The organism is Massilia sp. BGA-UO-ETr-WB1 (assembly GCF_059567845.1).
In genome coordinates, this window is the sequence record NZ_JCAQOT010000026.1 from 612,694 (window position 1) to 626,898 (window position 14,205).

At 66.5% G+C, this 14,205-nt stretch carries 13 protein-coding genes; 5 read left to right on the forward strand and 8 right to left on the reverse strand.

All coding sequences use genetic code 11. The features are described from left to right. The first annotated feature begins 5 nt into the window (after window positions 1-5). A complete protein-coding gene (locus AC56DV_RS25105; RefSeq protein ID WP_496316934.1) occupies window positions 6-1,769 on the forward strand; it encodes an allantoate amidohydrolase in 1,764 nt (587 codons plus the stop codon). Here the strand turns inward: AC56DV_RS25105 and AC56DV_RS25110 are convergent. Continuing rightward, a complete protein-coding gene (locus AC56DV_RS25110) occupies window positions 1,766-2,473 on the reverse strand; it encodes a histidine phosphatase family protein (RefSeq protein ID WP_496316935.1) in 708 nt (235 codons plus the stop codon). The two genes, AC56DV_RS25105 and AC56DV_RS25110, sit on opposite strands and share 4 nt — an antisense overlap. Window positions 2,474-2,567: 94 nt before the next feature. On the opposite strand from AC56DV_RS25110, the gene AC56DV_RS25115 reads away from it, so the two are divergent. Beyond that, a complete protein-coding gene (locus AC56DV_RS25115; protein ID WP_496316936.1) occupies window positions 2,568-3,476 on the forward strand; it encodes a LysR family transcriptional regulator in 909 nt (302 codons plus the stop codon). A 13-nt stretch (window positions 3,477-3,489) separates the two neighbouring features. Here AC56DV_RS25115 and AC56DV_RS25120 read toward each other — a convergent pair whose 3' ends face one another. After that, a complete protein-coding gene (locus tag AC56DV_RS25120; RefSeq protein WP_496316937.1) occupies window positions 3,490-4,242 on the reverse strand; it encodes a sulfite exporter TauE/SafE family protein in 753 nt (250 codons plus the stop codon). Window positions 4,243-4,321: 79 nt separating this feature from the next. On the opposite strand from AC56DV_RS25120, the gene AC56DV_RS25125 reads away from it, so the two are divergent. Then, window positions 4,322-5,233 (forward strand): LysR family transcriptional regulator, encoded by a 912-nt coding sequence (locus AC56DV_RS25125; RefSeq protein WP_496316938.1) that lies wholly within the window; start codon window positions 4,322-4,324, stop codon window positions 5,231-5,233. Here AC56DV_RS25125 and nhaR read toward each other — a convergent pair. Continuing rightward, on the reverse strand, window positions 5,212-6,111 hold the full coding sequence (nhaR, locus tag AC56DV_RS25130; RefSeq protein WP_496316939.1) for a transcriptional activator NhaR: 900 nt from the start codon (window positions 6,109-6,111) through the stop codon (window positions 5,212-5,214). The genes AC56DV_RS25125 and nhaR overlap by 22 nt on opposite strands. A 106-nt stretch (window positions 6,112-6,217) precedes the next feature. Between nhaR and AC56DV_RS25135 the strand changes: the two genes are divergently transcribed. Next, window positions 6,218-7,183 carry a TerC family protein gene (locus tag AC56DV_RS25135; protein WP_496316940.1) on the forward strand — a complete coding sequence of 322 codons (966 nt, stop codon included), beginning with the start codon at window positions 6,218-6,220 and terminating at the stop codon, window positions 7,181-7,183. 34 nt (window positions 7,184-7,217) lie between these two features. Beyond that, window positions 7,218-7,631: a tellurite resistance TerB family protein gene (locus AC56DV_RS25140; RefSeq protein WP_496316941.1), complete on the forward strand. Its 414-nt coding sequence runs from the start codon at window positions 7,218-7,220 to the stop codon at window positions 7,629-7,631. 19 nt (window positions 7,632-7,650) lie between these two features. Here AC56DV_RS25140 and AC56DV_RS25145 read toward each other — a convergent pair whose 3' ends face one another. Genes AC56DV_RS25145 through AC56DV_RS25165 form a run of 5 tightly spaced genes read right to left on the reverse strand, consistent with a single transcriptional unit; the run spans window position 7,651 to window position 14,197 of the window. Continuing rightward, the gene (locus AC56DV_RS25145) at window positions 7,651-8,304 is read right to left on the reverse strand and encodes a PqiC family protein (protein WP_496316942.1); all 654 of its coding nucleotides are present in this window, start codon (window positions 8,302-8,304) and stop codon (window positions 7,651-7,653) included. Beyond that, window positions 8,301-9,914 carry a PqiB family protein gene (locus AC56DV_RS25150; protein WP_496316943.1) on the reverse strand — a complete coding sequence of 538 codons (1,614 nt, stop codon included), beginning with the start codon at window positions 9,912-9,914 and terminating at the stop codon, window positions 8,301-8,303. Before AC56DV_RS25150 ends, AC56DV_RS25145 begins: the two co-directional genes overlap by 4 nt. Next, entirely contained in the window at window positions 9,907-11,190 is a 1,284-nt protein-coding gene (locus tag AC56DV_RS25155) for a paraquat-inducible protein A (protein ID WP_496316944.1), read from the reverse strand. Before AC56DV_RS25155 ends, AC56DV_RS25150 begins: the two co-directional genes overlap by 8 nt. A 53-nt stretch (window positions 11,191-11,243) precedes the next feature. Then, window positions 11,244-12,962: a putative bifunctional diguanylate cyclase/phosphodiesterase gene (locus AC56DV_RS25160; protein ID WP_496316945.1), complete on the reverse strand. Its 1,719-nt coding sequence runs from the start codon at window positions 12,960-12,962 to the stop codon at window positions 11,244-11,246. Next, on the reverse strand, window positions 12,959-14,197 hold the full coding sequence (locus tag AC56DV_RS25165; RefSeq protein ID WP_496316946.1) for a Zn-dependent hydrolase: 1,239 nt from the start codon (window positions 14,195-14,197) through the stop codon (window positions 12,959-12,961). The genes AC56DV_RS25160 and AC56DV_RS25165 overlap by 4 nt, the downstream gene beginning before the upstream one ends. Window positions 14,198-14,205 lie beyond the last annotated feature (8 nt).

The window sequence follows — 14,205 nt, forward strand, 5'->3', positions numbered from 1 at the left end:
TAACGATGACTACACTCTCCGAACTGAATAGCTGCGACGTCCCCACTTTCGCCGAGCGCCTGCACGGCATCTACGAGCACTCGCCATGGATCCCGCAGCGCGCCGCGGCGCTGCGCCCTTTCGCCAGCGTGACGGCGCTGAAGCAGGCCTTGCAGGCGGAAGTCACCCGCGCCACCAATGAAGAACAACTGGGCCTGATCCGCGCCCACCCGGAACTGGCGGGCAAGGCCGCCATCGCCGGCGAGCTGACGGCCGAATCGACCAGCGAGCAGGCCAAGTCCGGCCTGAACCTGTGCAGCGCGGAGGAATTCGCCACGCTGCACAAGCTGAACGCCGACTACAACACCAAGTTCGGCTTCCCCTTCATCCTGGCAGTGAAGGGCCCGACCGGCAACGGCCTGACGCGCCAGCAGATCATCGCCACCTTCACGCGCCGCCTCCGCAACCAGGTGGGCGACGAGCAGCAGGAATGCCTGCGCCAGATCCACCGCATCGCCGAAATGCGCATCAACGACCTGCTGGGCGTGAAGATGGACTTCGGCCCGGCCATCATGCAATGGTCGGAAGAGCTGGCGCAATGGAGCGACGACGCCGACGGCCTGACCTGCGCCTACATGACCGAGGCGCACCGCAAGTCCGCCGCGCAGCTGGCGGACTGGATGCGCGCGGCCGGCATGGAAGTGCACATCGACGAAGTGGGCAACGTGGTGGGGCGCTACCTGTCCGGCGCCGCCAGCGCGAAAACGCTGATGACCGGCTCGCACTACGACACCGTGCGCAACGGCGGCAAGTACGACGGCCGCCTCGGCATCCTGCTGCCGATCGCCATCGTCAAGCACCTGCACGCCACCGGCGAGAAGCTGCCGTTCGATGTCGAGATCGTCGGCTTTGCGGAAGAAGAAGGCGTGCGCTTCCGCTCCACCTTCCTGGGCAGTAACGCCATCACCGGCCGCTTCGACATGAACCTGCTGGAGCAGCTGGACGCGGACGGCGTGAGCATGCGCAGCGCGCTGGCCGGCGCCGGCCACGACGTGTCCGCCATTCCGGCCATTGCGCGCGATCCGGCGCAACTGCTGGCGTTCGTGGAAGTGCATATCGAGCAAGGGCCGGTGCTGCTGCAGCGCGGCCTGCCGCTGGGCGTGGTCACCGCGATCGCGGGCAGCTCGCGCTACCTGGTCGAGCTGCGCGGCCTGGCCAGCCACGCCGGCACCACGCCGATGACCATGCGCAAGGACGCCGCCGCCGCGGCGGCCGAAATCGTGCTGCTGGTGGAACAGCGCTGCGGCACGGCGGAAGCGCTGGTGGGCACCGTGGGGCAACTGCAGGTGCCGAACGGTTCGGTGAACGTGATCCCGGGCGCGTGCAAGCTGTCGCTCGACATCCGCGCGGCGGACGATGCGGTGCGCCAGGCGGCCGTGCAGGACGTCCTCGATGGCATCGCCGCCATCTGCGAGCGGCGCCACATCGAATTCAAGCTGGAGAAAGTGGTGGAAGCATCCGCCGCGCCGTGCGCGCCATGGCTGATGGACCAGCTGGGCGCGGCGGTCGAGCGCACCGGCCTGCAGCGTTTCGACCTGCTGTCCGGCGCCGGCCACGACGCCATGGCCATGGCCGCCATCACCGACGTGGCCATGCTGTTCACGCGCTGCGGCAACGGCGGCATCAGCCACAACCCGCTGGAAACCATGACGGCCGACGACGCCGAAATCGCCGCCCAGGCCCTGCTGGACTTCCTGCGCCGCTTTGAGCCGAAGGCTCGCTCAAACTAGCGATAGGTCACGCTATTCGCCTCGCCCAACCACTCCAAGTGGGCGTAGTTGTTCAGGTAGTTCACACTGGTCTTGCCCGGACGGTGCTGCAGCTTGGTCAGCGAGCAGTTGGCGATGGACCAGTTCAGCTCCAGCGTCTTATGGTCGGGCAGGTCCAGCAGGTGCTGGCAGATCGCCGAGATGGTGCCGCCGGAGGTGAACACCACCGCGGTTTCCGATTCCGCGCCCTGCTCCGTCAAGCGCTGCAGGGCGCCCACGCAGCGCGCCTGGAAGGCCTTCCACGTCTCGCTGTAGTCGCCATCGTGCGCGCCGCCCATCCAGCGCTGCATGGCCGCCACGAAGATATGCTCGAAGGCGTGCTTCGGGTCCGGCTGGCGCGCGGCGTAGGCCTTGAATTCCTCCGGCGACGCAAACTCCGGGCAGTGCTTCACCAGCACCTCGACGTGGTTAAATTCCGCAAATCCCGGATCGGTGATCCATTCCGTCTCGGCCAGCAGCGTGCGGGCCAGCTCGGACAGGCAGCTGTCCGCCGTCTGCCGGTGGCGCACCATGCCGCCGCACACCACGCGCTGGAAAATCTGGCGGCTGTTGGCAAACCATTGACCCAGCAGGCGCGCCTGTTCGAACCCCAGCGGGGAAAGCTGGTCATAGTTGGCGGACCCGAACGAGGCTTGGCCGTGGCGGACCAGGTAAATTTGTCCCATCGCGCGTACTCCGTGTAACAAAAGAATAAACAGAGCTTAGCGCCCGATGTAGAATTCATCAAATGAATAGTTTTAATGCATCCCAATAAACATCATGCATATATCCAAGGTCGACCTGAATCTGTTCGTCGTGTTCGACGCCATCTACACAGAAGGCAGCCTGACGCGCGCCAGCCTGAAGATGAACCTCACGCAGCCGGCCGTCAGCCACGCGCTGGCGCGCCTGCGGCAACTGCTGAACGACGCGCTGTTCGAGCGCCAGGGCCACGTGATGGTGCCCACGCCGCTGGCGCGCAGCATCATCGAACCGGTGCGGCAGGCGCTGCGCGGATTCGAGGTGACCCTGAGCGGCGCCGAGCGCTTCGACCCGGCCACCAGCGAGCGCACCTTCACCCTTGCCATGCGCGACGTGGTGGAGCCCACCATCCTGCCGCCGTTGATGGCGCGCATCGCCTCGGCAGCGCCGTCGGTCGGGGTAAATGCGCTGCGGGTGGCGCGCGGCGAGCTGGAAGGCGAACTGGCGGCGGGCAGCATCGACGCCGCGATCGACCTGCTGCTGCCGCTGTCCAAGGACATCCGCCAGATGCGGCTGCCGTCCGACCAGACGGTGGTGCTGGTGCGCGCAGGGCATCCGCAAGTACAGGGCGCGCTGGACCTGGAGATGTATCTGCGGCAGGAGCATATCCAGGTCAGCTCGCGCCGCAGCGGGCCTAGTCTGGAGGACGTGGAGCTGAGCCGGCGCGGCCTGCAGCGCCGCATCCGCATGCGCTGCCAGCACTACTACACCGCCTGCACGGTGGTGAGCCAGACCGATTTGCTGCTGACCATGCCCGAGCGCTACGGCCAGGTGCTGAACCAGCAGTTCGGCCACCAGCTGCTGGCGCTGCCGCTGGAACTGGCCCATATCGACAACCAGCTGTACTGGCACGCCAACGTCGACAGCGACCCGGCCAACCGCTGGCTGCGCGAGCAGATCGCCGAGGTGTTGAACACGCTGCCTTGACGCATGGCCGGGCTCAATGCCAGGCCGCGTCCAGCGCCAGGTGCATGCCCAGCAGGAGCATCGCAAACAGGAAGCACCTGCGGAACAATTCGGGCGGCATGCGGCTGCGCAGGCGCTGCCCCAGCAGCATGCCCGCCACCGCCGGCAGCTGCGCCGCGAAGGACAGCCCCGCCGCCGCCGGCTGCCAGGCGCCGCGCGCCGCCAGCGACACTGCCAGCGCCAGTGTCGACACCGTGAACGCCAACCCCATGGCCTGCACCAGATCGTCCTTCTCCAGCTCCAGCGCCTGCAAGTACGGCACCGCCGGGATCACGAACACGCCGGTGGCCGCCGTGATGGCGCCGGTAAGCGCGCCGACCGCCGGCGACATGGCCGCCTCGCTGCCGCGCCAGCGCCAGCGCAGCGACAGCAGCCCCATGGCCGCATACGCCACCAGCGCCATGCCCAGCGCGCCGCTGGCCATTTTCGCATCGAAAGCCAGTGCCCCGCCCACCAGCGTGCCTACCAGTGTGGCCGCACCGGTCCCGATGCAGATCCCCGCCATCATCGGCCACAGGCGCTGCCACAGCGGATACACCGGCGCGCCCGACAAAAGCTGCCAGACATTCGTCAAAAGCGAAGGCACAATCAATAGCGCCGCCGCCTCCACCGGCGTCATGACAAGGCTGAGCAGCGCCACCGCCACCGTCGGCAGCCCCATGCCGGTTACGCCTTTGACCAACCCTGCAAGCAGGAACACCACGGTGATGTAGATGATATTTTCCATAGTTCGCAGTCTGGCACGGCACGCTGGCGGCGAAAATGTGGAATATACTCAGGCTGCCTACGTAAAATCCGAAGACACCATGAGATTCGACCTGACCGACCTGCGCCTTTTCATGCACGTGGCCGAAAGCGGCAGCATCACTTCCGGCGCCGAACAGTCGCACCTGGCGCTGGCGTCGGCCAGCGCGCGCATACGCGGCATGGAGGACATGCTGGGCGTGCCGCTGCTCGAGCGCGGCCGGCGCGGCGTGGAGACCACCGAGGCGGGACGCACGCTGCTGCACCATGCGCGCATGATCACCCAGCAAATGGAAAAGATGCGCGCCGACCTGGGCGAGTATGCGTCCGGCCTCAAAGGCCATGTGCGGGTGCTGTGCAATACCTCCGCGCTGGCGGAATTCCTGCCGGACGCGCTGGCCGGCTTCATGGCCGCGCATCCGCAGGTGAACATCGACCTCGAAGAGCGGCTCAGCTACGACATCGTGCAAGCCATCAAGGACGGCCTGGCCGACATCGGCGTGATCGCCGATTCGGTGGACAGCACCGGCCTGGAAACCTGCCCCTTCCGCGACGACAGGCTGGTGCTGGCAATGTCGCCGCAGCACCCGCTGGCCGCGCAGCTGAAACGCAAGCGCAGCATGGCCTTTACCGACGCGCTGGGCTACGACTTCATCGGCCTGGCGGGCGACAGCGCGCTGCACAAATACATCGCCGGCCATGCGGCGCGGCTGGGCAAGCGGCTGATCTACCGCGTGCGCCTGCGCAGCCTGGACGCGGTGTGCCGCATGGCCGCCAGCGGCGCCGGCCTGGCGGTGCTGCCCGAATCGGCCGTGCTGCGCTCGCGCGACGCGATGGATATCCGCCACGTCCACCTCACCGACCCGTGGGCCGTGCGCAAGCTGCTGATCTGCATGCGCCACTACAGCGACCTGCCCGGCTACGCGCGCGAGCTGGTGGACGCGCTCAGGCCTCAGGCGGACAAGGTGCGCTGAGCGGCCTGGCTGATGGCCTGCGTGATCGGATGGCTGATGCGGCGCTCGGTGGTGATGGCATACACGCGCTCGCGCAGCGCCGGAATGCTGCCCACCACCGCCACGCCGTACTGCTGGCACACGCGGCCCGCAATCGCGGCCGGCACGAAGAACAGCCCCGCGCCGGACTGGCCGAAGGCCTTGATCATGGCGCTGTCGTCGAATTCGCCCACCACGTTGGAATGCGCCACGTTCTCCTGCAGCCATTGCATCAGCTTGGGCCGCACGGCGAAGTCCTCGCCCGGCAGCAGCAGCGGCGCGTGGTTCAGGCAGGCCGGGAACTGTCCCTGCAGCCCTGCAGCCAGCACCGGCGCGGCCAGCACCCGCAGCTGGCTTTCGCCGAGCAGGTGGCTGTAGCCGCGCACGTGCAGGTGGCTGGGCATGGCGCGGTCCGCGATGATCAGATCCAGCTTGTGCACCGCCAGGTCGGCCAGCAAGGCTTCCATGCGCCCTTCGCGGCAAATCAGCCGGGTCGGCGACGGCAGCGACAGCGCCGGCGCCACCAGCTCGCAGGCAATCGCCTTGGACACCGAGTCCGACACGCCGACGCGGAAGCTGGCCGTGGCCGTGGCGGCCTGGTCGCGCACCACTTCCAGCAGCTCGTCGCCGGAACGGAAGATCTCCTCCGCGTGGTGCAGCATGCGCTGGCCGGTGTCGGTCAATTCCAGCCGGCGTCCCACGCGGCGGAACAGTTCCACGCCCAGCGTATCGGCGAACTCGCTCAGCTGGCCGGAGATGGATTGCGGCGTCAAATGCAGCTGCTCGGCCGCCTTGGCGATGCTGCCGGTGCGCGCCACCATCCAGAAATATCGTAGGTGCTTGAAGTTCAGCGTGGTCATCAGTTTTCCTTAAACATCAGTTTTTTCGATGTATTGAGCAAGTATATTCGAATTGTTCGATGCCACAGGAATGCTTACCATGGTCTTTCGACAAAGGAGGTTGGCTATGAACGGTTTGGAGCAGTTTGCGACAGCGCCCATGTGGGCCGGCTTTGTCGCCTTCGTGCTGGCGATGCTGGCACTGGACTTATACGTCTTTGGCGGCGACAAGGCGCACAAGGTCACGGTGCGCGAAGCGGGCACCTGGTCGGTGATCTGGTTCTCGCTCGCTCTGCTGTTCAACGCCGGGCTGTGGTGGTATCTGCAGGGCGCCGTGGGGCCGGAAATCGCCGAGCGCAAGGCGCTGGAATTCCTGTCGGGCTACCTGATCGAGAAGGCGCTGTCGGTCGATAACATCTTCATTTTCCTGCTGATCTTCTCGTCCTTCCACGTGAAGCCCGAGTACCAGCGCCGCGTGCTGATTTACGGCGTGCTGGGCGCCATCGTGATGCGCGCCGTGATGATCATGGCCGGCGCCTGGGTGGTGAGTGAGTTCAGCTGGATGCTGTACGTGTTCGGCGCCTTCCTGGCCATCACCGGTATCCGCATGATGGTGGCGGCGGACCACGAGCCGGACCTGGAGAAGAACCCCGTGCTGCGCCTGGCGCGGCGCCACCTGCGGGTGGCCGAGGGCGACCATGGCGAGAAGTTCTTCGTCTTCAAGGATGGCCTGCGCTATGTGACGCCGCTGTTCCTGGTGCTGATCCTGATCGAAGCCACTGACCTGGTGTTCGCGGTCGATTCGATCCCGGCCATCTTCGCCATCACGTCGGACCCGTTCATCGTGTTCACGTCGAACATGTTCGCCATCCTGGGCTTGCGGGCGCTGTACTTCCTGCTGGCCGACATAGCGGGCCGCTTCCACCTGCTCAAATATGGCCTGGCCATGGTGCTGGTGTTCATCGGCGCGAAGATGCTGATCATGCCCTGGTATCACATGCCGGTGCACGTCTCGCTGACCGTGGTGGCGACACTGATCGCGGGCAGCGTGGTGGCCAGCCTGTACGCAACGCGCAATAGCAAGAACAACTGATTTCACTCGATTCACCCGAAGAAGGAGCAACACAATGCGACATTACATTCCAAACAGCGCCAGCGCGGCGGGCCGTATCCTGGCGCTGGCCATGGTGGTCGACGGCCAAATGGCGCCGTCCGAGCTGCGCGCGCTGGAACGTTCGCGCCTGCTGGAACATATCGATATCGACCTGGATACTTTTCATGACCTGGTGCAGGACCTGTGCTACGACCTGCTGAGCAGCAGCGTAAAACAGGATTATGTGGAGCTGGACCCGGCCAACATCGACATGCTGCTGGCCGATATCACGGACTCGGAGCTGCGCCGCGAGCTGCTGCGCGGCATGTGGAATATCGCCGATGCCGACGGCGTGCTGGCCGACGGCGAAGCCAAGCTGCTGGCGCGGGCTTGCGCCGTGTGGGCGGCCGAGTCGCGCTTCATCACCGAGCCGGACCTGGCACAGTAATGACGGGCCGTGCTTCGGCCTAAGCTGCGGCCGGTGCTGCGGCCGGGCATGCCGGCGGCGCGCCGGCGCTCATCGAGCGGATGACCTGCGACATGTCCGCGGCGATGCGCGCGACGGCGCGGCGGTAGCCTGCCACCAGCGCGTCGTAGCCCGGCGCCACCTTTTCCTCGGCGGTGCTGCGGCAGGTGAGCACTTTGTTGCTGCCCACTCTGCGCACGCTCCACACGGCGTCCACCAGCGCGTACTGGCCGGGCGCCGATTCAAAGCGCTGCACATTGGTGCTGACGCGGTACACCGTGGCCTGTTCCGGCGTCGGCGTGCGGAACACATCGATGGCGCCCAGCTCGGCGGTCACGCCCAGCGACAGCGCCTGCCCGATCTCGGACGCCAGCGGCGCAGCCCAGCGCTCCTGCTCCAGCAGCTCCACCCTGCCCGCGCCGCTGGTCACCACCAGCTGGTTGCGGCTGACCTGCTGCGGCACGGTGACGGCCTGCAGTTCGACGTACAAAGGCGCAGCCGACGAGGGTGCTGGTGCCGGCCCAGCGGCCGGCCCCGCAGGCTGCGCCGCGCCGGCGGTCAGGCTGTAGAAGCGCTCCGCCGGCAACGAGCCGGCACAACCCGTCAGCAGTGCGGCGGCTGCCGCCAAGGCGGCATGGCGGAAGGATCGCATCATTTCTTATCTCCTTGCTTGCCCCGGATCAGCGACTCGGGATGGCGTTCCAGGTAATCGGACAGCGCGTTCAGCGATTGCATCGTCTGCGTCAGCTGCTGCAGCGCTTCGCGCAGGTCGGACTGCACCGGCGAATCCTTTTGCAGCAGCTGCTCGGCCGCGCCGAAAGTCTGCTTGGCCGCGCCCAGTGTGCCCTGCATCTCCGGCAGCACCTGCGAATCGAGCTGCTTGAACAGCGCGTTGGCATTCTTCAGCGTGGCGTTCAGGTTGTTGCCGATGTCCGCGAACGGTACCTGGTCCAGCTTGCGCGCGATGCTGGCGATCTGCGTCTGCAGTTCTTCCAGGCTGTTCGGCACGGTCGGTATCTCAAGCGGATACGCGTCCACGTCCAGCTTCACTTGCGCCGAGTTCGGGAAGAAATCCAGCGCGATATACAGCTGCCCCGTGAGCAGGTTCCCGGTGCGCAGCTGCGCGCGCAAGCCACGGCTCACCATGCGCTCTAGCACCTCGGAACCGGCCTTGCCTTCCGGCTCCGCCGCCAGCGCCTGCTGGAAGCGCTTGCCCAGCCGCGCCGGATACAGGTCCACCGTCACCGGCATGCGGAAGTTCTTCTTCTTCGGATCGTACTCCACGCCCACCGAACGCACCTCGCCCAGCACGATGCCGCGGAAGTCCACCGTGGCGCCGGGCGACAGGCCGCGCAGCGACTGGTCGAAATAGAACACGCTCGATATCGGCTGCCCGTCCGGCTCGCGCATGGCGCTGGCCTGGTCGTCCGCCAGCAGGAACTCCGAGCCGCCCGGCGCCACCGCATCGGGCTTCTGCCCGCTGAGCGACTCGAACGCGATGCCCCCCACCAGCAGCGCCGCCAGCGACTGCGTATTCAGTTTGAAGCCGCTCGAGTCCAGCCGCAGGTCCACCCCGCTGGCGTGCCACCAGCGCGTGTTCTTGCCCACGTGCTGGTCGTACGGCGCGTTCACGAACACCCGCATGCTCACGCCGGCGCCCTTCGGCTCCAGCGCGAAATCGATCACCTGCCCCACCTGGATGCGGCGGTAGAACACCGGCGAACCGATGTCGATCGAGCCCAGGCTGTCCGCGTGCAGCGTGAACTGGCTACCCTTCTGGTCCACCGTCACCGGCGGCGCGCGCTCCAGCCCCGTGAATTTTTCGGTGCCCAGCGCGCCCTTGCCGGCATCCACGCCGATGTAGGCGCCCGACAGCAAGGTACCCAGGCCGGACACGCCGGATGCGCCCACGCGCGGCCGCACCACCCAGAAGCGGGTGTCTGCCGCCGTGAAGCGCTTGGCTTCCTTTGTCATCTCTATCGTCACCAGCACCTTGGACAGGTCCTCCTGCAGCGCTATGGTGCGCACGATGCCGATGTCCACGTCCTTGTACTTCACCTTGGTCTTGCCCGCCTCCAGGCCGTCGCCGCTGCGGAAGCTCACCTCCACCACCGGTCCCTGGTCCAGCACCGACTTGGCCACCAGGCCCAGGCCGATCAGCGCCGCCAGCAGCGGCACCAGCCACACCAGCGAAGGCAGCCAGCGGCTGGCCTTCTCCACTTGCGGCTCGTGTAAAACAGCTTGTTCGCCTTCTTGTTCAGGCATGGTTCTCTCCAGATTTCTGTACAGGATCCCAGATCAAACGGGGATCGAATTGCATGGACGCCAGCATGGTCAGCACCACCACCGCGCAGAACGCCAGCGCGCCCGGTCCGGCGGTGATGACGGCCAGCGAACTGAAACGCACCAGCGCCACCGTGAGCGTGATGACGAAAATATCGAGCATCGACCAGCGGCCGACGAATTCCACCATCCGGTACAGCACCGTGCGCTGGCGCGGCCGCCAGCGCGAACCGCGCTGCGAGGTGTAGGCCAGCAGCGCCAGCGCGCCCAGCTTGGCCACCGGCACCACGATGCTGGCGATGAAGATGATGGCCGCCAGCGCGGGCGAGCCGCTGGTCCAAAAGTAGACCACGCCGCTGATGATGGTGTCGTCTTCCTTGCCGAACAGGGAGTGCGTATACATCACCGGCAGCAGGTTGGCGGGAATATAGAGGATGGCCGCGCCCAGCAGCAGCGCCCAGGTGCGGCCTATGCTGTCCGGCAGGCGGCGGTGCAAGGTGCTGCCGCAGCGCGCGCAGTGCTGGCGCTGTCCCGGCCCATGCGCGCCGCTGTCGGCGGCCACCAGGCCGCAGGCGTGGCAGGCCAGCGGGCGGGCCCCACGGGCCAGGGCGGCGTAGCGCATCGGGCGGCCCGGCTGCGGCGCACCGGCCGCCGCATCAATGCTGTCGCCGATGATCCACAGCGCGCGCGGATCGAAGGACACCACCACCGTCAGCAGCAGCGTCAGCGCGCCAAAGGCGAACAGGCCGGGCTGCGCGATCACCTGCGCCAGGCTGGTCATCTTGATGATGGTGATCAGGATGCCGATCATCAGCACCTCGGTCATGCCCCACTGGCGCGCCTTGCGCACCGCGCGCAGCAGGCGGTGGAAGCCGGGCGGCTGGTAGCCGGCGCGCAGCGCCAGCGTGACGTACAGCAGCGCGCCCAGTTCGATGGCGGGGAAGACGAAGGTAAACAGCAGCACGTTCACCGCCACCACCTGCATCTGCTCCTGCCACAGCACGCGGATGGCGCCCAGCAGCGTGGCACTGGTAGTGTAGCCGTTGACGTCCAGTTCAACGATGGGGAAGAACTGGGCGATCAGGAAAACGATGATGGCGCCCAGCGTGATGGCGGTGATCCGGTCCAGGTTCGGCGGCGCGCCCCGGTACAGCACCGAGCCGCAGCGCACGCAGCGCGCCTTCTCGCGCGGCCCGAGCGGGCGGCGCAGATGCAGCACGCCGCAGTCATGGCAGCTGACCAGGTCATTTCGATGCATCGGGGCTTGCACAGGTTCTTGCACAGGTTCTTATTCGCGTGGGCCAGCCTGCATCATACGTGAAAACCGGCCAGTTCCGCCTGTGCTATAAATGCCGCCAGCTCATCCGGCGCCAGCGGCTTGCTGTACAAATAGCCCTGGAACAGGTGGCAGCCGCCCTCGTCGATCAGCGCCAGCTGCGCCTCGGTCTCCACGCCTTCGGCCATCACCTCGATGCGCAGCGCCTTGCCCAGTCCCGCGATCGTGTGCACGATGGCCTTGCCGTGACGCCCGGTGCCAGCGTCCCAGATGAAGGAGCGGTCGATTTTCAGCTGCTCCAGCGGCAGCCGGTGCAGATAGGACAGCGACGAGTAGCCGGTGCCGAAGTCGTCCAGCGAAAAGCCCACGCCCACCGCGCGCAGGCGCTCCATGCGCGCGATGGTGGTCTCCACGTCCTTGAGCAGCAGGCTTTCGGTCAGCTCCAGCTTCAGGCGGTCGGCGCGCGCACCGGTTTCGGCCAGCGACGCCATCACCTGTTCCACGAAGTCGGGCCGGTGGAACTGCTGCGCGCTGACATTCACCGCCATGCGCAGCCCTTCGGTGTGCGGATCCTCCGCCCAGCGCGCCAGCTGCGCGCAGGCGGTGCGCAGCACCCAGCCGCCGAGCGGGATGATGATACCGGTTTCCTCGGTCAGCGGAATGAACTCGCCCGGCGGCACCATGCCGCGCTGCGGATGGCGCCAGCGCAGCAGCGCCTCGGCGCCCGTCATGCGCCGCCGCAGGTCGCACTGCGGCTGGTAGTGCAGCTCGAACTGGCCCTCGCCCAGCGCCTGCCGCAAGTCCGCCTCCAGCGCCGCGCGCGCGGCCACGCGCTGCTCCATGCCGGCTTCGAACCAGGTGCTGGTGTTGCGCCCCGCCGCCTTGGACTGGTACATGGCCAGGTCGGCCCGCTTCAGCACGTCCTCCGTGCTGCCGCTGGTGCTGTCGATGATGGTCACGCCCACGCTGGGCGTGCTGTAATGCTGCACGCCGTCGATGTCGAACGGCGTGTCGAAAGCGCGCAGTATCTTGTCGGCCACGCCGCGTGCGTGCTGTGCCGCCACTTCGCCGCCCTGGCCCATCTCCTCCAGCAGCACCACGAATTCGTCGCCGCCAAAGCGCGCCACAGTGTCGCTGCCGCGCACCGACTGCGTGAGCCGCCCGCCCACCTGCTGCAGCAGGATGTCGCCCTTGTCGTGCCCGCGCGCGTCGTTGACGGACTTGAAGTTGTCCAGGTCGATGAACAGCACCGCGCCGCAATGCCGGCTGCGCTTGCACCGCTCCAGCGCGCGGCCGATGCGGTCCACCAGCAGCTGGCGGTTGGGCAGGCCGGTCAGGCGGTCGAAAAAGGCCAGCTTGTGGAATTCGGCTTCCTGCGCCTTGCGGGTGCTGATGTCGAGGAAGTAGATCGCAATCCCGTCGTCGGACGGGTAGGCCCGCACCTCGGTCCACAGGTTCAGCGGTTCGTAATATTCTTCGAACAGTACCGAACTGCGGGTGGCGACGGCCTGGTGGTAGGCCTTGTAATACGGCCCGCCCACCGCTTCCGGGAATTTTTCCCAGATATTCATGCCGATCACATCCTGCCGCTTGCATTGCAGCAGGCGCTCGGCTTCGCGGTTGATGAAGGTCAGGCGCCAGTCCCGGTCCAGCATCAGGAAGGCGTCGGTAATATTATCGAGCGTGCAAGCGAGACGCGCACCCAGCCGCTGAGCTTCGGTATCCCTCGGCAGCGGGCGCGGATCGCTGGTCATTGCATGGCTCTTGCCCGTTCCAGCATGGCGTGCAGCAGCACGTTGCAGCCTGCTTCGAGGTGTTCGGCTTTCGCGTCCTCGATTTCATTGTGGCTGATGCCGTCCTTGCACGGCACGAAAATCATGCCGGCCGGCGCCACGCGCGCCGCGTATATGGCGTCGTGCCCCGCGCCGGACACCACGTCCATGGTGGAGTAGCCCAGCTTGGCCGTCGCGCTGCGCACCGCGTCCACGCAGTCCGGGTGGAACGGGCATGGCGGATAGTAGGAAACCCGCTCGATCTTGATGCCGAGCCCGGTTTCGCTGCGGGTCTTGTCGATGAAGGCCAACATTTCCTCGTGCATGGTGTTGAGCAGTTCGTCGTTAACGTTACGCAAGTCTATGCTGAATTTTACCTCGCCGGGAATAACATTTCGGCTGTTGGGGAAAACCTGCAACATGCCGACCGTGCCCCGGCCGTAGGGCGGATAGCGGTTTGCAATCGACACCACTTCCTGGATGATGCGGGTGGACACCTGCATCGCGTCCTTCCGCAAATGCATGGGCGTCGGCCCCGCGTGCGCCTCCATGCCGGTGACGGTGCAGTCGTACCACGACAGCCCCATCACGGCGGGCACCACGCCGATCACCTTGTCCTCGTCTTCCAGCACCGGGCCTTGCTCGATATGGGTCTCGAAGTAGGCGCCGATGGGGTGCTGGCCCGGCACCTGGTCGCCCTTGTAGCCGATGCGCTCCAGCTCCTCGCCGACGGTCTTGCCCTCGGTGTCCCTGGCCGCGTACGCATGCTCCAGCGTGAAGGCGCCGCAGAACACGCCGGAGCCCATCATCACGGGCACGAAGCGCGAGCCCTCCTCGTTGGTCCAGAAGGCCACTTCGATCGGCGCTTCGGTCTTCACGCCATGGTCGTTCAGCGTGCGTACCACTTCTATGCCGGCCAATACGCCGTAGTTGCCGTCGAATTTGCCGCCGGTGGGCTGGGTGTCGATATGGCTGCCGGTCATGATGGGCGGCAGCGCGTTGTTGGCGCCGTCGCGGCGCATGAAGACGTTGCCGATCTGGTCGATGGTGATGCTCATGCCGGCCTCCCTGGCCCAGCCGACCACCAGGTCGCGGCCCTGCTTGTCCAGGTCCGTCAGGGTCAGGCGCTTGACGCCGCCCTTCTCGGTGGCGCCGATCTTGGCCAGTTCCATCAGGGATGCCCACAGGCGGTCGCCGTTGACGCGTAATTCATTCATGGTTGCTC